Source organism: Brevundimonas sp. D3-1P (genome assembly GCF_055809335.1).
In genome coordinates, this window is the sequence record NZ_CM147908.1 from 1,911,499 (window position 1) to 1,932,019 (window position 20,521).

The following is a 20,521-nucleotide window of genomic DNA, read 5'->3' on the forward strand; positions in this document are numbered from 1 at the left end:
CGATCATCCTTGGGGAAGACGCGCCGTGCCGCCTGAAAAACTGATCCCGCTGGCGATCATCCCGATCATGCTGGTGGTCATGTTGCTTAAGAACCGCAGGAAGCGGGTACTGCGTCCGCATCTGCTGTGGATCATGCCGGCCATCGTCGTGCCGCTGATCGCCTTGGGTCTGTGGGGCGCGGCCCAGACCCCGCACGTCGCCCATGCCCCGTTCGGCCCCGCCGCCTGGGCGGTGCTGGCCATCGGCGGCGTCCTCGGCGGGGTCGCCGGCTGGTATCGCGGCAAGACCGTCACCATCGAAAAGGAGCCCGACGGCTCCTTGATGGCCCAGGCCTCGCCGCTGGGCCTGATCCTGCTGGTCGTGCTGTTCGCCGGCCGGTCTCTGTTGCGCGACCTGATCGAAAGCCACGCCGCCGACTGGCATCTGAACGCCCTGGCCGTCACCGACGCCTTCCTGGTCTTCGCCCTGGGGCTGATCGTCCTGCAGCGCGTCGAAATCTACATCCGCGCCCGCCGCATCCAGTCCGGCCGTTTGGACAGCCATGTGGAGGTGGTCGCTTGACCCGTTCCCTCGTCGCCGCCGCCGCCGTCGCCCTGACCGCCCTGTCCGGCGCCGGCCAGTCCGTCGGCCAGTCCGTCGGCCAGGAAACCGCCCCCGCCGGCGAGGACTGGGATCTGATCCGCGACGCCAAGACGCGGACCACCCTGGCCTACGTCACCACGACGCCGGGCCTGTCCATCGCCATGCGCTGTGTGAAGGGCTCCTATTCCGCCCTGCTGGTCGGCCTGCCCGAGGCGACGCGCGGCGCCAAGACCCGCCCCCTTCAGATCGCCTTCCGCGACGATGAGCAGAAGGAATGGCGCTTCAACGTCACGACCAACCGCACCGGGGCGGTCGCCGACTTCCCCGCCCCGCTGGCGCGCGAACTGCGCCAGGGCGGCCGGCTGCAGATCGTCGTGCCGGACGGCGCCGCCCCCGGCCGCAACCTGCGCTACGATCTGAACCTGCCCGGATCGGGCGCCGCCATCGACGAGACCCTTCGGGCCTGCGATCGCCCCCTGGTCGATCCGCGCGATCAGGAGTTGGACGCCATCGGCGAGGACGGTCTTCAGGTCGGCATGCGCTGGGACCGTCAGATTCGCCCCCGCTATCCCGTCAACAACTATGCCGAAGGGTTCGCCGTGGCCACCTGCGTCGCCCAGCCCGACGGCAAGCTGCGCGACTGCGTCATCGAAACCGAACACCCGGCGGACGGCCGCTTCGGCGGCGCGGTCCTCGACGCCGTGCGCAGCGCCACCGTGGCCTATGACGGCGACCAGCCCGCCGCCCCGCGGATGATGGCCTTCCGCGTCAACTTCGTCATGCGGTGAGACAAGGGCTGGACCCGTCTCGCCCCTCTGTGGCATGAGGCGGTCCTTCCGCTGCGGGCGTGGTGGAATTGGTAGACGCGCTGGACTCAAAAAGGGATTTGTCTACCAATCCACAGAAAATCACGGTGAAGTGAAAGCGTCGTGTTTTCAACGGACTGGCGGTATGGAAGTGAAGTGAGAGGTTTCCGTCGAAATGGCGCTAGGGGTCGGCTAGGAGCCGAGACCTAGAGTAAGATCGGCGGCAAAGTGCGGGCGTGGCGGAATTGGTAGACGCAGCGGATTCAAAATCCGCCGTCCTTACGGATATGTCGGTTCGAGTCCGACCGCCCGCACCATTGTCTCATTCACTGCAAAAGGCGCTTCTTGATAACGCGAAGTTCGCACTACCTGTCGAAGGACTTCACCAGATCATCGACGGCCTTCTCCTGCGAAAGGGACGCGGGGAGTGCAGCGAGACACAAGGGGCTTGGACCGTCGCACAATGCGTGGTCAGGATCGGGATGGGCTTCAAGGAATAGTCCAGCCAGCGACAAGGCCATTGCCGAACGGACGAGTGAAGCCGGTGGCGCGTGTAAAAGACTTCGGGGTATCGCCCTCAATGGCTTCCCGGCGCTTCATCGCGTAGCATCTACCTAGCCGGGGCTCTCAATGAACACGTCCAATCGACGAGCCGCGTGCGCACATGTTCCGGTCGGAAGCCGATCCCAATGAGGCGGCCGGTCAGCCGCGGCAGTAGGTGTGACTGGGCAATCAGGCGCATGAAAAGCGGAGGTCTTCGAATTTGCGTGTTGCCCGCTTCACCGGCACGCTTCCGGCTGCGCATCATCAATTGCAGTTTCTGGGTTGCCTTGGTCGGGAAGTTGCGACGGCGCTGTACGGCTTCGAGCATGCGCGTTTGCAGCCGCCCCTCGCGAAGAGCCTCCGCCAGCGTGTTGGCGGTGGCGATCGCGTCCTGGATCGCGAGATTCACACCGACCCCGCCAATGGGCGACATGGCATGGGCCGCGTCCCCAATGCAAAGCACGCCGGGTTTCCACCACGACTTGAGACGGTCGATGCGAACACTGAGCAGATGGATGTCATCCCAGGAACGGATTTCTTCAAATCGATCCGCCGACAATGGTGCTACGTCGGCAATCCTGGCGCGAAGCGCCTCAAGCCCTTGCTCTTTCAGCGAATCAACGGTTCCCTTCGTGATTACATAACCGCATTGCCAGTAAACGCCACGATCGATCAAGACCAGCCCTTGGCTCGGACCGGCGTGGCCCATTGCCTGCTGCGGATCGCCTGCTTTTTTGGAGATCTTCATCCAGAGAATGTCGGTAGCGATACCGAAGCTCTGAACCTCAAGTCCAGCCGCCTTGCGGATGATCGAATTGCGTCCGTCCGCCCCGATGACGAGAGCGGCTTCCATGGCGAGTTCACGTTCGCCCTGGCGAGCATTCAGGCCGACAACCCGGCAATTGTCCCAACGGAGCGAAGTTGCCTCAGTGGACATGATCAACCGAAAGCGCGGAAACTCGCCTGCCTTTCGCGCAAGAAAATTCAGGAAGTCCCATTGCGGCATGAAGGCGATGAACTTAGCGCGCGTCGGTAGTCTGGAGAAATCGGCGATCGTGGCCTTGCGGCCGGCGATCTCAGCGTGGAGATGGTAGGCTCTCTGATGGGGGAGAGAAAGAAGCTCATCGAGCAAGCCAAGCTCATGAATCGCTTCGAGGGTCGATGGATGGATGGTGTCCCCGCGAAAATCGCGCAGAAAGTCTTGATGTTTTTCGATGACCGTAACATCGACGCCCGAGCGGGCCAGCAAGAGCCCGAGCATCAGGCCCGCCGGTCCCGCACCGACCACGACGCAGCTCTGGCTCCTTTTCACATGGGAATAGTATCTCAACGTCGTCGGTCCTTGGGATGAGGCTAGTGAATCGATTCGCGGCCTTTGCTTGAAGTTTTCACCTCAGCATCGCCATCGCGGCTGGTGTCTTTCAAGGGCAAAATATCGAGCGGGATCAGATCCCCGTCATTCTCGCTTTCGGCAACGAGCTGGATCATCTTTTCGAGTGTTTCCAGTTGAGCGATTTTTTCCTCGACCGCAGCGAGTTGCTCCTTTGCGATGCGGAGCGCTTCGGCCGGACTTGAGAACGAGACGTCGGCAAGTCGAAACAGGTCCTTGATCGCCTCGATGCTGAAGCCGAGATCGCGGGCGCGGCGGATGAAGAGAAGGCGATGGACCGCGCCGTGGTCATAGCGTCGCTGGTTTCCCTTGCTCCGCAAGCGCTCGCTGTGGATCGGCGTGGAAAAGGGACCCCGTTAGCGGTGTGATCGGCGTCGAATAAGGACCCCTCATTCCTGAGGTCTAACGGTGGCGGCTTGGCGGATGTCAGGCGGCGAGTTCGGGATGTTGGTGTTGGAGACGGTGTTGAGGATTCGGCGCGAGTTTGCGTCCGGGAAGGCGATCAAGGCGATCGCGCGTGACCTTCGATTGTCGCGCAAGGTGGTGCGCAAGGCGATCCGGGAGCCGGATGCGGAGTTCGCCTATCGGCGGGCGGTGCAGCCGTTGCCGAGGCTGGCGCCGTTCCAGGCCAGGCTCGATGAGCTGCTGGAAGAGGACGAGGCGCGGCCGCGGCGCGAGAAGCTGCGGATGACGCGGGTTCATGACCTGCTGGTGCGCGAGGGGTTCGACGGGTCGTACGACGCGGTCCGGCGCTACGCGGCGGGGTGGCGGCTGAAGCGACGCCGGGGCGTGGCGGACGCGCCATCGTTCATCCCGCTGATGTTCCGGCCGGGCGAGGCCTACCAGTTCGACTGGAGCCACGAGGACGTGGAGATCGCGGGCAAGCCGATGCGGGTGAAGGTGGCGCACATGCGGCTGTGCGCCTCGCGGGCGATCTATGTTCGGGCCTATCCGCGCGAGACCCAGGAGATGCTGTTCGACGCGCATGCGCGGGCGTTCGCCTTCTTCGGCGGCGTGCCGACGCGCGGGATCTACGACAACATGAAGACGGCGGTGACGACGGTGTTCACGGGCAAGGACCGGGTGTTCAACCGGCGCTTCCTGGTCATGGCGAGCCACTACATGGTGGAGCCGACGGCCTGCTCCCCGGCGGCGGGCTGGGAGAAGGGCCAGGTCGAACACCAGGTCCAGACGGCCCGGGGACGGTTCTTCCAGCCGCGCCTGCGCTTCACCAGCCTGGAGGAGCTGAACGGCTGGCTGGAGGCGGAGTGCCGGCGCTGGGGCGAGCTGCGTCAGCACCCCGAGCAGAAAGAGCTGACGGTTGCTCAGGCCCTGGCCGCCGAGCGGCCGGCGCTGCAGCCGATGCTGGGCCCGTTCGACGGCTTCCACGAGAGCGAGCACGCGGTGACGGGGACCTGCCTGATCAGCTTCGACCGTAACCGCTACTCGGTGATGGCGAAGGCCGGGCGCCGTACGGTGCAGGTCCGCGCCTATGCCGACCGGATCGTCGTGCGCTGCGAGGGTGAGGTCGTCGCCGACCATCGCCGGTTCTTCGGTCGTGACCGGACCCTCTACGATCCCTGGCACTACCTCCCGGTGCTGGCGACCAAGCCCGGAGCCCTGCGCAATGGCGCGCCGTTCCAGGACTGGGAGTTGCCGCCGGGGCTGGCCCGCCTGAGGCGCAAGCTGGGTGCGGGCGACGAAGCCGATCGCCGGTTCGTGCGGGTTCTGGCGGCGGTGCTGGAAGACGGCCTGGAGCCGGTCGAGGCCGCGGCGCGCGAGGCGCTCGCCGCCGGGACCGTCAGCGACGACGTCATCCTCAACATCCTGGCGCGCCGGCGCGAACCGCCCCGGCCGCTGAGCATCGTCACGCCCGATGACCTGGCGCTGCGGCATCCGCCTCTGGCGGACTGCGACCGCTACGACAGCTTGCGAGGCATGCATGCAGCGGCATGAGATGATGGCGGCCCTGACCGGCCTGGGCCTCAAGGGCATGGCCGGAGCCTTCGACGAGGCGGTCACCACGGGCCTGCAGCGCAAGCGCACGACCATGGAGATCCTCGCCGACCTGCTGCGCGCCGAGACGACCCACCGGCATGCGGCTTCCATCCGTTACCGGATGGCGGCGGCCAGGCTGCCCGCCGTGAAGGACCTCGACGCCTTCGTGTTCGACGACACGCCGATCAACGAGGGGCTGGTGCGCTCGCTTCACAGCGGCGCCTTCCTGGCGAACCGGCGCAACATCGTGCTGGTCGGCGGGACCGGCACGGGCAAGACCCACCTGGCCACCGCCATCATCGCCAACGTCGTGCGGGCCGGGGCGCGTGGCCGGTACTTCAACACCGTCGACCTGGTGAACCGCCTCGAGGAGGAGACCCGCCTGGGCAAGGCCGGTGCGCTGGCTGCTCACCTCTGCCGCCTCGACGTCGTGGTCCTCGACGAGCTTGGCTACCTGCCGTTCGCCCGCTCGGGCGGCCAGCTGCTGTTCCACCTGATCAGCAAGCTCTACGAGCGGACCTCGGTGATCGTCACGACCAACCTCGCCTTCGGCGAATGGCCGACCGTGTTCGGCGATCCCAAGATGACCACGGCCCTGCTCGACCGCATCACCCACCACTGCGACATCGTCGAGACCGGCAACGACAGCTGGCGCTTCAAACACCGCAGCTAACCCTCCACGAAGAACGCCAGGCGAGGGTTGAGCCTCCGGTCGGGCTACGCCCTCCCTACGCCCCAACCCTCGCAAGCGGTGCGCTCGTGACGTCCATCCCGAACCTCAAAAGGGGGTCCCTATTGCACGCCGATAGGGGGTCCCTTTTAGACGCCGATTGACACGTATGTCTTGCACCAATTGTGGCTCGTCTCTTATCGGTCAGACCGACCGCGACAATATCGAGAGCGAAGCGGCCGATGCCAAATGCTTCCAGTGTGGCCATGAGTACGATCAGCGGCAGCTTGCTGAGATGGTCGTGTCGGCGAGCTACGAGATCGACGCCTATTATGCCGCCAAGAACGGTGACTCGTCACCGATCGCGACATGCCCCGAATGCAGCGCCGACGCCTATGTCGAGAATGGAGAAATGAGCATTTGCTTTGCATGTAAGGAAACGATCGGTGGCGAGTGCAGTCGATGCAGTGCCGACATCACGGTCCATGAGTACAATCCAGACTATCCCGGTTTGTGCAGCTACTGCGCTCACACCTGGGAAAAGGTTATGCGAGAGTGACGAAGGATATTGTCATCCGCACCGCCGTCGAGACGGATAATTTGATGGAGATGGTGCGAGCCTCTGCCGCACGGGCTCAACAATGGATGGCGTCGCAATCGGGGGACCCGCTGGACCTGTTGCGCCGGATGAAGTTCGATCCAATTGGCTTCCATCCCCTCGAGGATCGGCCGTTAAATCTGATCGAGCAAATCAATCAGACTTGGACCTTCGCCGTCGCCATCGCGGCTGCCCGCCAATTGTTGAACCTACATCCAGACGTGAGCGGGTTTCGGCTCGCCCCTGGCGCGCACGCATCGCTTGAACTCGACATCATGAGTGAGGAAGCCGGCTATGTCGGCGCCGAGACCTTTGCGGCTGTCAATCCACGCAACAACGGCAAGCTGGCAGCCGATCTTGTTAAGCTCGCATCTCGCATGGAGCGATATAAGTACGTATTCTTCATGTCACCCTTGTTCCCCGGCAACGAACGCCGACCGCAGTTCGAACGCAATGGGATAGAGGTCTGGTCTGTCGATTTCTGACCAGGACGAAAGGGTTGTCCGACAGGGTGGTCGTCGGTGGTTGCAGCAGACTGAGAGAGGCGATGAACCCAAACTTCTTGGGTCACGCACGCGGTGATGCGACTACTGTCCCTTTCTCTCCTGGTCGTCCGTCCACCATGTAGATCTGCCAGCCGAGCATCTCGACGTCGCTGGGTAGTTCCCAAGATGTCAAGACAGTTTGGTATAGGCACTCGGGACTGCCGAAGAAGTCCAAATAGGGCTGGATAGCACCCCAATCCATTCCAAGCGACTTAAGCTCGACCAATAGCAGCGTCGGCCCGAATTGGGTTCCTTCACGGGCTAGCGCCATCGCGAGTTCAAGTAGAACGCGCCCCCTTTCGCCACCCGATAATTGCTCGAACCTCATCACTCGACCATTGGTCAGATGACTTTCCAACACGTAGACAGGTGCGTCAAGATCATCTCTCTGAAGCTCGTCCTCGTCGTCTTCCTGCTGCGTCCGCTGGACAAATTCCACTTTCTTTACGAAATCACCGGATACGCGAGTGCCCAAGCTGCGCAACGCGAACTCATCAATCTGGAGCAAGTCCATGATTCGACGAAGATCGCACACAATGCGGTTGTCACCGCGTCCGCTTAGATAAACCGCGCTTGATCGGGCGTGGTTTCGGCTAACCGTTTTTCCATCAAGGTCTAGAGTGAGGATGCCTTCTGTTTGAACGGAGAGCCGATGTTCGGCGGGGGCGTCGAATATGATATCGTAGTGGACGTTGTTGTTTGCGAGCCAACGCCGGATATTGTCACTCGCCTCAAGTATGCTCACCCACTCGCAAATAGCGGATTTGCCACTGCCATTAGGCCCGATTAGAAATGTGGTCTTGGCGAAATCGATCTGCGTGCCGGGCGTGAAGAGCGGTGAACGCTCAAGCCTTAGAGTTCGCACGAATCCGAAAGCTGCCTGATTTCCGCTATGTTCAAACGATGTGCGGTATTCGTGGAGCGCTTTCCAGCTCTGCAACACATTGACGGGAAAGCGCACGCCGCTTTTCTTGTCGATCAGGTTCTCGTGCGCTCCGCACATCCAAATACCATTGGATGCGTGTTTTAGTTGCGCAGGCTTTAGCCCGCCCTGCCCACGGGGGCCACGAAGAGAGGCGGCGTGAATATGGCTGGCGAAGCCGGTGTCCTCGTACTGGTCAGGTGCGACCGCTGGCCCGAGGGTCAACTTCTGGCAGCCCGGATAGGAACAACGATAGCCTGCCCTGGAAGCGATGACATGGCGCGTCGTTGATGTAAAACCGTGCCGCGTCACGTAGATCGTACTCCGATTTGCGAGGCCCTAAGATACACAACTGAATAGACCAAATTACCTTCATTCACTTAAAATCGCGCGTTTTCACGCGAATTTCTCCGATATGCCCATATCCGTCCGTGAGCGTGCGCCCCCGGAATGGGCGCGGTGGCAACCGAAGCGTTCCGAAAATGAAGAGCCAGACCCGACCATGTGCGCCCCCCAATCAGTACCGGAATCCGAGCAGACTACCGCTCGCGTCGGTATCCGTCAGACGCAGCCGAACGAGCGCTTCATAGTCGAAGCCCGGCGAAAAGTCGCTGACCGGGACCATGTCGGTGTTGAGGGTGCAGATATATTGAAAGTCGTATTTTGCGGCCATCGCTGCCGCTAGTTCGAGCGCGTGGGCTCGCTGACGGGGATCAACGCCGTCGAAGATCGTGCTGTCGTGAATCAGGAAGTCGATCCCGAGACCGCGCTGCCGCGCGAATGAGATCAGCATGAGATCGTAGCAGAAGATTTTCATCTTGCTGATACCCTCGCTCGGGCTACCGGCAATCTCTACGTCGAACTTGTAGCCCGTATCATCGATGTCGATGACTAGGCGACCGGGCGATTTGTAGAGACTCTCGGAGAATTCAGAGAACAGGCTGAGCGCCTGTGACCAGAGTGCGCGCCGTTCTTCATAATCGAGTGCTGTCGCTCGCTTCAACTCCACGGTCTCGACCTTGATCGTGTCCGCCTTCGTGGTCATCTGGCGAAGCTGTGTGATCCTGTTGGTCAGTTCATCGACCTTCAGCCGGGTGGCGGCATGCAGCTCCTGTAGCTGCGTCAGTTCCTCCAGCGCGCCCTGTCCGGCAAGCGCGCTAAGGTAGCCGGCACGGCGATCCGTGAGAGTCGCTATGTTCGTCTCGCGCTCGCTGACAGCAGCCTCAAGCGCGGCAATCTCGCTGGCGATGAACTCGCGGCGGTTGGCGATAATCTGCGCATTGAAAGCCCGCGCATCCTCCAGCGTCTTCTTGACGGCGCCAGGCAGGGCGATGCCCGCCTCACCGTAGAGAGCTTCCAGCCGGTCTTCGGTCGGGACATCTTCGCTGACCAGCGAGTCGCGGTAGCGATCGAGCCGGCGCTTATCCACGATATTGGCGTTGACCAAGCCGTGGATTTCGCCGGTCAGGACGTTCGCCTGGCCCTCGATCTCACGGTACTGGGGAAGCACGCGGAAGCTTGAGAGAGCATCGCGCTCGCGTTCGAGCTGTGTCGACAGGCGAAGGCGTTCGGCTTCGAGTTCACCGAGGGACGCCAGTTCGCCGTCGACCGCTCCGGTCTTGATCGCCTGTTTGAGCGCATCGAGTGCGTTCTTTTGATCCTTGAGCTGCTGCCAGGTCGCAGCTTTCTCCCAGTTCAATCCGAGAAGGAATGCGTTGTGGACCTGGATATCCCAGGTCTTCTGATTATCGAAATACTTGAAGGGGATGTTGTACGCGGCTGTCTGGTTACGCACGAAATAGGAAAGCAGCGACCGCGCCGAGGGCTTGTAGCCCGACTCGGCAGACAACTCGCTGATGCCGAACAGCGCCCAGGCGAGGACCGCTCGCCATTTCTTCGCGTCGAGACCGGGCACGCCTTCCTTGTTAGGGGTCGGGCGGACAGGCCAGTCGTCGGTCGCGCCTTCGATCGCGAAGAAACCGGGCGTGTCGGTGGCTCGCGTTACCGCGACGTCGCGGCCGGACAGGGAAAGCTCCAGCGTGAATGCCCAACCCTGCAAAGCCTCGATGCGAAGTCCCTTTCCGGGTGAGGTATTGCTTGCGAGACAGAAGTCGATGATCTCGATGAGCGTCGATTTGCCAAGTGCGTTCGTCGTGTCCTTGTCGCCGGCCGAGGTGGATCGGTCGGCCAGTATGAGATTGACTCCTGGCTGAAGCAGAGCGGCGTGGAAGCCTTTGTGATTGGCGCGAACAGCTCGGATCATGAGGCGGTCCTGACGATGAGGCCGTCTCGAATGTCGATGGCGCCGATGAGATAGAGGAGATTCGAGGCCAGCACGAACCGCTCGAAAGTTCCGACGTTCGGCTCCGTGCGCAGACGCTCCCAAAGGCCCGAGACGGTCATGGGCATGCTGAGGTGGGCAAGCAGCGTCGCGCCGACACCGATCAGCGCCTCGTTCTGCGGGATATGTTTGGTCGGAAGAATCATTTCTCAAACACGTCGCAGATTTCGAAAAGATAGATCAGCACCGCGATACCAGCAGTCTTGTCCGCCTGCCGACGCAACCCGCGTTGGGCAAAGGCGCACATCAGCTCGAACAGCTCGTCGCCCTTATGGCCCTCCTTCCGACGCGCGTAATATTCCTCAAGGAAGCCGGCTTTCAGGCGTTCGGGAAAGTCCGGATCGAGCTGCGCTTCGGCCTCGACATAGTCGCCAACGGTAGCTCGCGAGGTCAGACCGGCAGCAATGATATGCCGAGATCCGTTCGATAGAGCGTTCTTCTTGATCTTCTCGTCGGGCGCGGTGAGATCGAACGATCCATTGCCTACAGGAGCTTGGCTGGCGACCCACGACACAGCGTTCTGCAATTCGGGAAAGGCAACGTCCGCAAAAGCCGCCTCCATCGCCTGGCGAACCTGCTCTTCGTGGCTTTCCTTCAGTTGCTGCAACGTCGCGGTGGGCCAATCAGCCTCGACCTTGTCGATGATCGTATGGTGGTCGGTGCAGAGATAGATAAGGTTGCGGACGTTATCGCGCTCCGCATCGGTCATGGAGGCGTCGTAGCGCGCGGCGGTCGGCTTTTCACCCCGAATATGTGCCGCCTCGCCGACATAGGTGTCGTCTCCCACCTGGGCGTCGTAGGTGAGATGCTTGCCGCATTTCGGAAAGGCGCAGACGCCGCCGCTTCGAAACGCCAGGATGATTCTCGTCGGATAACTAGCGCCCACGCCGACCGCCCATCTGCGCGCGCGTGCCAGGACGGCGGGTCGTTATCTGTGGAGGAGCGCTGGCATCGCCGAGCTGGTGAATCCGCAATGCGGGCCGCTGCGGCAGCTTGACCGTCAATTCGAGCTCTCCCCCCACAGCTTCCACATAGCTGCGGAGAGTGGAGAGATACATATCGGTCTGTCGCTCGATCTGAGAAACCGAGGGCTGCTTGATGTTGAGCGCGGATGCGATCTCAGCCTGGGCCTTACCCGCAATCTGCCGCAACTCGCGAAGGCCCTCGACTTCCTGCTTCAAATCCTGATAGCGGGCGTCGATCGCTGCCTGCTCTTCGGCAGGGAGCGCGGCAATGATGTCATTCAGGCTCCGACCCATCTCATTTGCCCTTCTTTGCGGATTTCAGGCTTTCCAGATGCTCGGAAAACCGTAGATCCGCCTTTGCGATCAGCGTTTTGTAGAAGCGCTTCTGACTGACGCCCGATTTGTCACCCGCTACAAGAACGATGGCTTTGCGCTCGGGATCGAAAGCGAAGGCCGCACGCCATTCGCCATCGCTGCCTTCGAAGCGCAGCTCCTTCATATTGGCGTGTTTCGATCCTTTGAGCGTGTCGGCGTGAGGCCGGCTAAGCTGCGGTCCGTAATCGGACAGCAGCTTGGTGGCGGCGATCAACGCGACCCGGACATCACGCTCAAAAGTCAGAACCTCAGCCTCGAAGGCGGAGTGGAATTCGACCTCCCATTCCATATAGGTTAGAACCTATATCCGGTCAATGGGAAGGATGCGGGGCGGTTCTGGCGATACCGTCGTGGTGCGACGGCAGCTCTTAGCCCAAGCGTCCAGATCATCGACTGCATAGCGGACCCATTTGCCGAACTTATGATAGGCGGGGCCTCCTCCTCGCGAGCGGTAGCACTCCAACGTATGTGCTTCGAGGGCGAGGTAGCGCGCCGCCGCCTCAGTGTCGACGAAACGAACTGGTCCCGCCTCGTCGACGAACCTGGCGCGCTTGAGGATGTCCGGCGTTGGCCAGCGGCGATCCGGCTTTGCTCTATCGGACATGACCGGCCTCCATCGCTTCGGTGCGCTTCGAGCCAGGCGGAACCGAGCGGTTTTCGCCGCTGCGGTGACGATAGGGTCTGTAATTGCCGAGACGGGTGGGGGACTAGCGCCCCGACCGCAGATAATTCGAACATCCCTGACTCCGCGCGACAGTCCGGGGAGCGGGCGTAAACATGAGTCATGGCGTTCCCACATAGATTGAAAACTGTCAGAAAACTGCGTATATTTCTGACAGGAGATTTATCATGCAGCGACTGACCGAACAGATTCTGGCGCATACCGAGGGTTTGCCCGAGGGCGCTCCGATCGCCGCGAAAAGCCTGCTCCATCTCGGCAACCGCCCCGCATTGGACCAGGCATTGTCGCGACTGGCAGAACGTGGCCGGCTGATACGGGCCGGGCGCGGCGTTTACCTACGTCCGGTTTCGAGCCGGTTCGGCGTTCGCGCGCCCTCCGTCGATAAAGCCGTTGAAGCCCTTGCGACGCAGCGTGGTGAAATCATCGTGTCGAACGGAGCGGCGGCTGCCAATGCGCTCGGGCTCACGACCCAAGTACCGGTCCGGTCGGTCTATCTGACCTCGGGCCGAAGCCGGACCATGACTCTGGGCCAGCAGACTATTGAGCTGCGCCATGCGCCACGCTGGCAGTTGGCGTTGGCCGATCGCCCTGCCGGGCAGGCCGTGCGCGCACTCGCCTGGCTGGGACCGGAGAAGGCGGAAGCGGCCTTGAAGACGCTGAAACACAAGCTGCCGTCTTCTACGTTCGGCGAGCTTGTCGCGGCCGCGCCGCAACTACCGAGCTGGCTCGCCAGATCGGTCGGCAAGGTCGCTCATGGCTGAAGCCTTCGTCACATTGTCAGCGAACGATCGGCGCGAGGCTCTTGCCGTTGCCGCCGATCGATCCGGCCGCCCGGCCCATCTGCTTGAAAAGGACGTGTGGGTCGTCTGGACTCTCGCAACGCTGTTCGGGTCAAATTTCGGCGAACATCTCGTGTTCAAGGGCGGCACATCACTGTCAAAGGCTTATCACGTCATCCGGCGTTTTTCCGAGGACGTGGATCTCACCTACGACATCCGCGCCATCGCCCCCGACCTGGTGGGCGAAAACGGCGAGGGCCTGCCGAAAAACCGGAGTGAGGAGAAGCGATGGTCGAAGGCAGTCCGCCACCGGCTGCCAGAATGGGTCGACGGAACAGTCCGACCTCTCCTTGCCCGCGCGATCGACGCGCAGTCGTTGCCTGCAACGTTCAGGGCCGAAGGCGACAAGCTGTTCATCGACTATGAGGCGACCTCTTCGGGATCGGGCTATGTGGCTCCGAGCGTGATGCTGGAATTCGGCGCCCGCTCGACCGGGGAGCCGGCCAGCCCGCGCGATGTTGTATGCGACGCGGCCGGATTGGTCGACGGCGTCGAATTCCCAACGGCTCGTCCCCGGGTCATGCATGCCGAGCGAACCTTCTGGGAGAAAGCGACGGCAATGCATGTTTATTGCCTCGAGGGCCGGTTGCGGGGCGATCGGTTCGCCCGTCATTGGCACGATGTCGTCCGACTGGATGATGCGGGGGTCGCCAACGCCGCAATATCGGATCGTGAGCTCGCCGACGCGGTTGCCCGCCACAAAACCATGTTCTTCGGGGCGAAGACGGTTGATGGCGAGGTTATCGACTACGAAGCCGCCGTCGGTGGAAAGCTGCAACTCGTGCCGGACGGAGATGCGCGCGCTGCGCTGGCAACGGACTATGCGCACATGGTCGAGGATGGGTTGCTGCTTGACGACGCGGAACCCTTCGAGGCGCTGATCATGCGATGTGCGGACATCGCCGGGCGAGCCAACCGTGCTGCGAAGTGATGATGGGAGATAGGGTGTCGAGCTATTTTACGGATCGTGAATATGGGGCACGCCCTGCAACAATCGATGTCATTGGTGACCGTCTGTGGGCGGGTCTTTTCACCTTGATCGAGACGAGGATTGGCGATGGCTCGTTTGGCTTTCGCTTTCCGGAACAGTGCCCCGACGGGAATGGTCCGTGCGGATGTGACGTCCAAGCCTTCAGCCGGGTGCTGGGCGCCGAGGTGCCGTGGATCGAATGGCCGTTCTCTGTGAACGAAGTGCCCGATACGCCGGTGATCCTCGATCTGCTCGAGTTTTGCGCCAGCGCCGTCGGCGAGCCGATTCAAGGCAGTTATCATTCCTACTTCGGTCACCATCACTTGAGCTGGAACCGGGACGGCGGCCTTGCTCGGTTCGTAGCCGACGTAAACCTCCTGTTTCGCCGGAACGCGATTGCGTATGAACTCACATCGAGCGGACAGGCCCGCCGGCTTCTCCCACAGCCGGTCGCCGATGTTCTCGGTTGGGCGATGTTTCATACCGGTGATGCGGAGACGGACCGCCTGCTCGAAGCCGCTCGCCAACGGTTTCTATCGCCCAAACCTGAAGACAGGCAGGACGCGCTGGAGAAACTGTGGGATGCCTTTGAACGGCTGAAGACACTGGAACCCGGCGCCAACAAGCGCGCTCAGGCCGAAGCGATGCTGGACCGTGTCGCCACGCCGGACTCTGGATTCCGGGAAGCCCTTGGGCGGGAGGCCGCTGAGCTGACCTCCATAGGGAACAGCTTTCGCATTCGTCATTCCGAGACGACCCAAGAAACCCTGACCTCTCTGGATCAGGTGGATTATCTGTTTACGCGGATGTTTGCATTTGTGCGTGTGATCCTGAGAGGGACCGGGCGTGGCGGATGATCTTTATCGGCTTATCTTCGGAATTCTGCACGGGATGAGCCACGCCCAAATGAGTCAGGAGCCGGGGCTGGTCGCTGGGCTGGTCGTGCCGGCACCAGAGGGCTTCTCAAAACGGCAGCGTATCGAACTTGCGCTCGAAAACCTCACGCAGGCGGACTTGGCTCGACTGGCGCTCAAATTCGCTGCTGCTCGCAGCGACATCCCGCTTGATGAGGCGGGCCGCAAGGTGCTTGAGGCTGATGATCCACCGCTGACGCAGATCACACGACGAGACGTCGCGCGGATTCTCGGCAACGACCTCGCCGGCGAGCGTAGCACCGTGGAGGTCGTCGAGAGCTACTTCCCGCTTTCCTCACCATTCGAAGCCCTTTTTGGCAGCAAAGGCCAGAGCCTGCGCGACCGCATCGCCCGGCACATGGATCACAATCCCGGCGATTGGTCGGTCGAACAACTGTTTGGAGAAATCGGGGCCTTCGATTGTTCCAGGGCCAGGTTCGGCGCCTTGCTCGAACAAGCTGTTCACCCCCTTTCCCGATCAGGTGATGAGCAGACGAAGACAGTCGAAGCGTTGAACAGGGTGCTCGCGCGGGATGGATATGAGCTTGCGCAGGATGGCGAGGTATCCGGCCATCCGCTTTTCAGTTTCCGCTCTCTGGTGCGGGGGGTTGGCGGCCGGCCGAAAAACCTGATCTTTGCGTCACGAGGACCGAAGCCGGAAATCGGCTTCGCCGATGCGATCAACAACGACATCGTCATTCTGTCCGGCGAAGAGAGCTGCCTGATCTACGACCGGCCGATCAGCGCGAGCGGCCTTCTGTGGTCGGAACTCGTTTCCTGGTGGGGCGACGTTACGCCCGGTGCTGATGCCGCAAGACTCGGAGCGCGTCTCCAGGAATCCCTGGCCTCGGATGCGGAACGCAAGCTTTTCGCGGCCTACTTCAAGGCTTATCGGTCTACCCTCGGCGAGGCGCTGCCCGCGCTGCTGCCGCAGGTCTACCTTCACTATGATCCTGCCGTCGTAAAAACCCTGCGTCACCGGCTTCCATTGCCGCGTCAACGCATGGACTTCCTGCTTCTGTTACCCAGCCGTCAGCGCGTCGTGATTGAGGTCGACGGTAAGCACCATTTCTCGGAAAACGACCTTCCTTCATTGAAGGTCTATGCCGATATGGTGTCGGCCGACCGCGAGCTGCGCCTTGCGGGATATGAGGTCTATCGGTTCGGTGCAAATGAACTGGTCGGTGACGGCGCCGAAGCGAAGATCAAGGATTTCTTCGACAAACTTTTTCGCCTGCATCGCATTCGCCAATGAACTCACTCGCTGATCGGTTGGCGTATGATCAAATCAGGGCGCATTCTCGATCTGGCGGGCAACCCATTGGGTATGTTCACGAGAGAACGCTCGCTCGGCTTCATTTACGAAGGCAGAAAACTTCTCTTCGCTGTCAATCGTGCCAAGCCGCGTCTGCAAGATGCCGATCTCGTGGGCGGTGAGGCTGTAGGCAGAAGCGAGTTCGTTGAATTTCTTCAGTTGGATCCAACCTATGGCGGAAGACGCTATCACCAGCAAAGGTTCGGTTGGCCAAATCATCCATGGTGGATCATGGCGGATTCGGAGGAGAGCTAAAGCGATTGCGGCACCTTGAACGAGGACGCATATCAATATCCATAGGCGAAAACGCTGCCTATTCCAGGTAACCTTTGCTACATACCATTCGCGTTGGTCCGTAATCCGGTCAGTATTATATCGTTGAACACGCTCTGCGAGAGGCAGAGCACGAACCGCATTCATTTCGTTGGTGATCTGATCGCCGGTTACCGGCCGACGGCTTATCGAGTCGCGGACGTGGCTGTTGGCATCCAGAATCGCCCTCAGAAACTCCGAGAATTTCTCTGCTACTGTTGAGAGTTTCGGGGCATCTTCGAATGGCTCAGCTCGCATCATGTAACGCCAGGTTGATGTCTTGATCGACTCCGCCAGCGCTCGGCACCCGTACCACTCTTTCTCAGGTTTTTGGACTGCCATATATAGTAGGAGACCCGTAGAGGCGGCCAGAACTAACGCATAAGCGATGTATAGATCAGGAGACGCTCCAAACCAAATAGAGATCGTCGCTGCGACAGTGAGCAGAAGGTACTGCAGCCGAATAAGCCTTAGATAGGTGGACTGGGCATCGGCGGCGGAGCCGTCTGCCGAGCGGTACAGGGCGGGAAAACTATCAGGCGTCATATCGACGGATCTCCGGGCTATTTCAGTTCAGCGGCCAATTGATTCCACTGGACGACTTTCACGCCGTGCTTCGCCACCCAAGGCGGATTTTGCCGTGGGGCGCCCCCCTTGGGGTGAACCGCCACCACCTTTTTCCCAAGAGCGAGGCTGGTCTCCACTTCCCAAGTCACCCAACGGCTTTGCGCAGTATTGTCGGAGATGTAGACGACACAAACAGATGAGCGCTCTATCCGCTCGCTGATCTTTTGTTTGATATATTCTGCGCGTTCGCTGTCGTAGGGCTCGCGAACAGAATGATCGTTGAACTCGATATCACTGTTCTCGTTCTTCGCATGCGCGCGCAGAAGATTGACCTCGTCCATATCTTCGGTTGCAAAACTGATAAAGACATTTCGTTTGCCGCCCTGAAGCGCCGCCTTGGCTTTCTCCTCCAGGGACCGAATGTCGCCTAACCTGCTCCAGCTCCCGCTACTCCCGCCGCCCATATCAGACCCCCTCAGCCTTGAATTCATTACATGCTATGCACGCTCCACAAGGTGTTTCACCCCCGAGATGACAGGAATAAGTGCCCTCGATGCCTTTAAGCGTCGCGAGTTCGATGACTTCCTGCTTGTGGAACGACGAGAGCGGTGCAAGGACCTTTATTTCACGCCCCATGCTCCTTGCGATCATTGCCTCCGCCTCCTGCAAGAACGCCGATGTCTGGTCAGGAAACAGGCTGGTTTCCTCATGGAGGAGTCCAATCGATATCGCATCGGCGTCGCGCTGAAATGCGTAGGCTGCTGCTACAAGCAGAAAGAGGAGATTTCGACCAGGAGTAAACGCATCCTCCAGCACTCGCTGGTTCGGGTCCGTCAACCCGGACTTAATGAGGCGGCCATAGCCCGACAGGTCGGCCACCTCCAAATCTGGTAGCTGCAACTTGGCCATCGCTGACCGGCAAGCCGCGTGCTCTCGATCGCGGGATCGCTGCCCATAGTCGATGAAAATCGGATATTGCTGAATCCCTTCCTCTTTTGCGAGGTAGGCGACCAGCGTGGAATCAAGCCCACCGGAAACGAGAGTGACAATGCTCATGCTAACGCGCGCTCCGTATCTTGAGAACCCGCAACCCGCATCACTATCCAGATCGCCCAATCCATAAGGCCGACTGCAAATCCGAGCCTATTTGCATGTGAAATCAGTTTATCTTCTTGCATGTGATAGTGTGAAAGCTTCGAGATGGCTCGGCCGGCCCCTGTGTAGAGTCCAATAATCGTCATGTAGTTCAATACGTGGCGATCCAGGACTGCGAGATCGTAGCTGATACCTGCGTTACGCAGGAACATACTCGCCTGCTTTGGCCCGATTCCAGCTACGTTCGACACAAGCCACGAGCGAGCGGTTGCCGCATCTCCGAAGGCATGCACGAGTGAGCACAGGTCCCCGCTTTCCTGCGAGACCGATTCGCGCGCAGAGGCCAATTGCATCGACTTTGATCGAGGAAAGCGATAATTTCGAAGGCTGCCGTTCACCAGTACAGGTTGACGGAGAACCCCGAGGATTTCATCGGCGAGTTCGGCCCGGGGTGCCGATGTGTTGAGGAGAAGCTGCCGTTTATCCAAAGCATCGGCGGTGGCTACGGCAAGCCCATACGGTACTTGACTGCTGAGCAGGCAGCATGAGAGTTCCCACCAGAGATTTCGCTCGTCAAGCGCACTCTGAGAGCGCTTAGCCCGCTCTTCAATCTCCGGGCATATTGCGGCAACGGCGTGCTCCAGCCTGGCAGCATCGTTTCTCATCTGAACAAATCCGGCATTTGATCCCTAAGTTGTTTTGAATTGGATTGGCCCAACAGGCCGACGGCAAATGCTTCTAAGCGATTTGTTGAAGCGGCAGCCTGCAAGTCGTGGGTTAGCTCCCGATAGTAGTCCAAATTATGGAAGGCAACTTTACCTGCGTAGTCTATATTATCGTCGGAGAGCGCAGAAACAGTGATGGCCGAAGCCGCCATCTGCGCCTGGTATGCGAAAAAATCGAAATGTTGGTAGTGATTTAATCTGTGCTGCTGTCGGTCAACGGCAACCCGGCACCACTCTAACCCATCGAAGCTGTCTGCTCCAGCTGCCGTTAGGATCGCTATACTCCATGGATTTCCCGTACCCAAGAGATGGATCGGCTGATAAAAGGATAAGCGATCAAGCTCGTTCCGGACGCGCCTCATGGTCTGTGCGCGCTGGATCAGCCCTCGGCCCAACTCGCGCTCCGCCAGCGCGATCATCGGTGGCTGGAGCTGGTCGGCGACATCCCGCACGACCTCGGGGAGAATAGTAAGATCGTACCCTTTCGACCTAGTGGCGGGAGCATGAATGATTGGAAGGACGGGGGCTTTGGTGAACTTCCTGTCTCGTTCGACCGCTGCAATGACTTGCCCAACCGCACGCTTTCTGTCCCTCGACGGATCCATCTCGTCGAAGCAATACACCCAATCGTGTGAAATCCCTTCCAGCGCCAATTCGAAATCTTGGGGCTTCCAGCTGTCGTCGTCGCGTCGCGTCGCTTCATAATTGCCTGAATCGACGAGGACAAATCCGCCTTGCGCGCGGATACGCTTCAGCTCCTGCTGGATACCTCGAGGGCGGCGGGGTGGAAACAGGTCGTAGGCGGAGACAAGGACCGTCGATGTACCGAAGAGACGAAGAGCCTTAAGAGCTTCGAGAGGAACGAGTTGTGTCTCGTGTGATGACACGGAGAGGAACAAGCTCGGAAGGGGGACTCTACCCGCAGCGATGGCTGATGGGCGGGTTGGCGCCATCCTCGGCGGGACGACAGTCGAAATCTTGCGCATCAGGTGCTGGATACCAGGATGATCGTCTTCTCCGGTCCAGCCCAGAAGATCAACCGCACTATAGCCGTTAAAGCCGTACGGCGCATTTGTCGGAATGATCTTAGCGGGAATAATCGGAATATTATATTGCTCAGCTAAGCGGAGTTCGTCCTTTACATTACTCTTGTCCTTAGCTGTCGGCGACCAGAGCGGAACGACGCATTTTGTATTCTGGATTTCACGTTCGATCACGGTCGAGAAGTCGCCGACGATTTTATCGTCCCACCAAACATCCCATCGGGTTGAAAGTGTTTTTACTAATCTCTCCGCCTGTCCGACATCTTCTCGTGAATAGACTATGTAGACGTCTGACATACGTAATTACTCCCCCCAGAGTAGTG

25 protein-coding genes and 1 tRNA gene are annotated in these 20,521 nt (G+C 60.3%); 11 read left to right on the forward strand and 15 right to left on the reverse strand.

Annotation, left to right across the window (positions count from 1 at the left end; genetic code table 11):
• Nucleotides 1–25: 25 nt before the first annotated feature.
• The 3 genes from AC0L6G_RS09760 to AC0L6G_RS09770 all read left to right on the forward strand — a co-directional run bounded on the left by AC0L6G_RS09760 (nucleotide 26) and on the right by AC0L6G_RS09770 (nucleotide 1,706).
• Nucleotides 26–562 carry a CcdC protein domain-containing protein gene (locus AC0L6G_RS09760; RefSeq protein WP_473252058.1) on the forward strand — a complete coding sequence of 179 codons (537 nt, stop codon included), beginning with the start codon at nucleotides 26–28 and terminating at the stop codon, nucleotides 560–562.
• A complete protein-coding gene (locus AC0L6G_RS09765; protein WP_473252059.1) occupies nucleotides 559–1,371 on the forward strand; it encodes a hypothetical protein in 813 nt (270 codons plus the stop codon). The genes AC0L6G_RS09760 and AC0L6G_RS09765 overlap by 4 nt, the downstream gene beginning before the upstream one ends.
• Before the next feature lie 248 nt (nucleotides 1,372–1,619).
• A tRNA-Leu gene (locus AC0L6G_RS09770) sits at nucleotides 1,620–1,706 on the forward strand.
• A 48-nt stretch (nucleotides 1,707–1,754) separates the two neighbouring features.
• Here the strand turns inward: AC0L6G_RS09770 and AC0L6G_RS09775 are convergent.
• The 3 genes from AC0L6G_RS09775 to AC0L6G_RS09785 are packed head-to-tail and all read right to left on the reverse strand — an operon-like array spanning nucleotide 1,755 to nucleotide 3,657.
• Nucleotides 1,755–1,970, reverse strand: a complete 216-nt coding sequence (locus tag AC0L6G_RS09775) for a hypothetical protein (protein WP_375797014.1) — start codon at nucleotides 1,968–1,970, stop codon at nucleotides 1,755–1,757.
• A 29-nt stretch (nucleotides 1,971–1,999) separates the two neighbouring features.
• Nucleotides 2,000–3,244, reverse strand: coding sequence for an FAD-dependent oxidoreductase (locus AC0L6G_RS09780; RefSeq protein ID WP_369522233.1), 1,245 nt, complete (start codon nucleotides 3,242–3,244; stop codon nucleotides 2,000–2,002).
• Between the two features lie 41 nt (nucleotides 3,245–3,285).
• Entirely contained in the window at nucleotides 3,286–3,657 is a 372-nt protein-coding gene (locus tag AC0L6G_RS09785; RefSeq protein ID WP_473253236.1) for a MerR family DNA-binding protein, read from the reverse strand.
• A gap of 109 nt (nucleotides 3,658–3,766) precedes the next feature.
• Here AC0L6G_RS09785 and istA point away from each other — a divergent pair, with 109 nt between their 5' ends.
• The 4 genes from istA to AC0L6G_RS09805 all read left to right on the forward strand — a co-directional run bounded on the left by istA (nucleotide 3,767) and on the right by AC0L6G_RS09805 (nucleotide 7,073).
• Nucleotides 3,767–5,278, forward strand: coding sequence for an IS21 family transposase (istA, locus tag AC0L6G_RS09790; protein WP_164952576.1), 1,512 nt, complete (start codon nucleotides 3,767–3,769; stop codon nucleotides 5,276–5,278).
• Nucleotides 5,265–5,993 carry an IS21-like element helper ATPase IstB gene (gene istB, locus AC0L6G_RS09795; protein WP_003170613.1) on the forward strand — a complete coding sequence of 243 codons (729 nt, stop codon included), beginning with the start codon at nucleotides 5,265–5,267 and terminating at the stop codon, nucleotides 5,991–5,993. Before istA ends, istB begins: the two co-directional genes overlap by 14 nt.
• A gap of 166 nt (nucleotides 5,994–6,159) precedes the next feature.
• Nucleotides 6,160–6,549: a hypothetical protein gene (locus tag AC0L6G_RS09800; RefSeq protein ID WP_473252060.1), complete on the forward strand. Its 390-nt coding sequence runs from the start codon at nucleotides 6,160–6,162 to the stop codon at nucleotides 6,547–6,549.
• Nucleotides 6,546–7,073, forward strand: coding sequence for a hypothetical protein (locus AC0L6G_RS09805; RefSeq protein ID WP_003497274.1), 528 nt, complete (start codon nucleotides 6,546–6,548; stop codon nucleotides 7,071–7,073). The genes AC0L6G_RS09800 and AC0L6G_RS09805 overlap by 4 nt, the downstream gene beginning before the upstream one ends.
• A gap of 82 nt (nucleotides 7,074–7,155) precedes the next feature.
• Here the strand turns inward: AC0L6G_RS09805 and AC0L6G_RS09810 are convergent, their stop codons facing one another.
• The 7 genes from AC0L6G_RS09810 to AC0L6G_RS09840 form a co-directional block, all read right to left on the reverse strand.
• Entirely contained in the window at nucleotides 7,156–8,367 is a 1,212-nt protein-coding gene (locus tag AC0L6G_RS09810) for an AAA family ATPase (protein ID WP_003497275.1), read from the reverse strand.
• A 205-nt stretch (nucleotides 8,368–8,572) separates the two neighbouring features.
• Nucleotides 8,573–10,318 carry a DUF2326 domain-containing protein gene (locus tag AC0L6G_RS09815; RefSeq protein WP_003497277.1) on the reverse strand — a complete coding sequence of 582 codons (1,746 nt, stop codon included), beginning with the start codon at nucleotides 10,316–10,318 and terminating at the stop codon, nucleotides 8,573–8,575.
• Nucleotides 10,315–10,542: an ABC-three component system middle component 6 gene (locus AC0L6G_RS09820; protein ID WP_003497278.1), complete on the reverse strand. Its 228-nt coding sequence runs from the start codon at nucleotides 10,540–10,542 to the stop codon at nucleotides 10,315–10,317. The genes AC0L6G_RS09815 and AC0L6G_RS09820 overlap by 4 nt, the downstream gene beginning before the upstream one ends.
• Nucleotides 10,539–11,282 (reverse strand): HNH endonuclease, encoded by a 744-nt coding sequence (locus AC0L6G_RS09825; protein ID WP_003497280.1) that lies wholly within the window; start codon nucleotides 11,280–11,282, stop codon nucleotides 10,539–10,541. The genes AC0L6G_RS09820 and AC0L6G_RS09825 overlap by 4 nt, the downstream gene beginning before the upstream one ends.
• Nucleotides 11,272–11,655, reverse strand: coding sequence for an XRE family transcriptional regulator (locus AC0L6G_RS09830; protein ID WP_003497282.1), 384 nt, complete (start codon nucleotides 11,653–11,655; stop codon nucleotides 11,272–11,274). Before AC0L6G_RS09830 ends, AC0L6G_RS09825 begins: the two co-directional genes overlap by 11 nt.
• 1 nt (nucleotide 11,656) lies before the next feature.
• The gene (locus AC0L6G_RS09835; protein WP_003497284.1) at nucleotides 11,657–12,025 is read right to left on the reverse strand and encodes a type II toxin-antitoxin system RelE/ParE family toxin; all 369 of its coding nucleotides are present in this window, start codon (nucleotides 12,023–12,025) and stop codon (nucleotides 11,657–11,659) included.
• A 12-nt stretch (nucleotides 12,026–12,037) separates the two neighbouring features.
• Nucleotides 12,038–12,535, reverse strand: a complete 498-nt coding sequence (locus AC0L6G_RS09840; RefSeq protein ID WP_318255152.1) for a helix-turn-helix domain-containing protein — start codon at nucleotides 12,533–12,535, stop codon at nucleotides 12,038–12,040.
• A 50-nt stretch (nucleotides 12,536–12,585) separates the two neighbouring features.
• Here AC0L6G_RS09840 and AC0L6G_RS09845 point away from each other — a divergent pair, with 50 nt between their 5' ends.
• The 4 genes from AC0L6G_RS09845 to AC0L6G_RS09860 are packed head-to-tail and all read left to right on the forward strand — an operon-like array spanning nucleotide 12,586 to nucleotide 16,396.
• Nucleotides 12,586–13,179 (forward strand): DUF6088 family protein, encoded by a 594-nt coding sequence (locus tag AC0L6G_RS09845; protein WP_003497286.1) that lies wholly within the window; start codon nucleotides 12,586–12,588, stop codon nucleotides 13,177–13,179.
• A complete protein-coding gene (locus tag AC0L6G_RS09850; RefSeq protein WP_003497288.1) occupies nucleotides 13,172–14,188 on the forward strand; it encodes a nucleotidyl transferase AbiEii/AbiGii toxin family protein in 1,017 nt (338 codons plus the stop codon). Before AC0L6G_RS09845 ends, AC0L6G_RS09850 begins: the two co-directional genes overlap by 8 nt.
• 14 nt (nucleotides 14,189–14,202) lie before the next feature.
• Nucleotides 14,203–15,084, forward strand: coding sequence for a hypothetical protein (locus AC0L6G_RS09855; RefSeq protein ID WP_024896898.1), 882 nt, complete (start codon nucleotides 14,203–14,205; stop codon nucleotides 15,082–15,084).
• Nucleotides 15,074–16,396 carry an AbiJ-related protein gene (locus AC0L6G_RS09860; RefSeq protein ID WP_003497293.1) on the forward strand — a complete coding sequence of 441 codons (1,323 nt, stop codon included), beginning with the start codon at nucleotides 15,074–15,076 and terminating at the stop codon, nucleotides 16,394–16,396. Before AC0L6G_RS09855 ends, AC0L6G_RS09860 begins: the two co-directional genes overlap by 11 nt.
• A gap of 33 nt (nucleotides 16,397–16,429) precedes the next feature.
• On the opposite strand, the gene AC0L6G_RS09865 is transcribed toward AC0L6G_RS09860, so the two are convergent.
• Genes AC0L6G_RS09865 through AC0L6G_RS09885 form a run of 5 tightly spaced genes read right to left on the reverse strand, consistent with a single transcriptional unit; the run spans nucleotide 16,430 to nucleotide 20,495 of the window.
• Entirely contained in the window at nucleotides 16,430–17,314 is an 885-nt protein-coding gene (locus AC0L6G_RS09865) for a DUF4231 domain-containing protein (RefSeq protein ID WP_024896897.1), read from the reverse strand.
• Nucleotides 17,315–17,331: 17 nt separating this feature from the next.
• Nucleotides 17,332–17,799, reverse strand: a complete 468-nt coding sequence (locus AC0L6G_RS09870; RefSeq protein WP_024896896.1) for a TIR domain-containing protein — start codon at nucleotides 17,797–17,799, stop codon at nucleotides 17,332–17,334.
• A 1-nt stretch (nucleotide 17,800) separates the two neighbouring features.
• Nucleotides 17,801–18,391, reverse strand: coding sequence for a 7-cyano-7-deazaguanine synthase (locus AC0L6G_RS09875; protein ID WP_024896895.1), 591 nt, complete (start codon nucleotides 18,389–18,391; stop codon nucleotides 17,801–17,803).
• Nucleotides 18,388–19,095, reverse strand: coding sequence for an 8-oxoguanine DNA glycosylase (locus tag AC0L6G_RS09880; protein ID WP_024896894.1), 708 nt, complete (start codon nucleotides 19,093–19,095; stop codon nucleotides 18,388–18,390). Before AC0L6G_RS09880 ends, AC0L6G_RS09875 begins: the two co-directional genes overlap by 4 nt.
• Complete coding sequence (locus tag AC0L6G_RS09885; protein WP_003497299.1) at nucleotides 19,092–20,495, reverse strand: toll/interleukin-1 receptor domain-containing protein; 1,404 nt, start codon at nucleotides 20,493–20,495, stop codon at nucleotides 19,092–19,094. The genes AC0L6G_RS09880 and AC0L6G_RS09885 overlap by 4 nt, the downstream gene beginning before the upstream one ends.
• Nucleotides 20,496–20,521 lie beyond the last annotated feature (26 nt).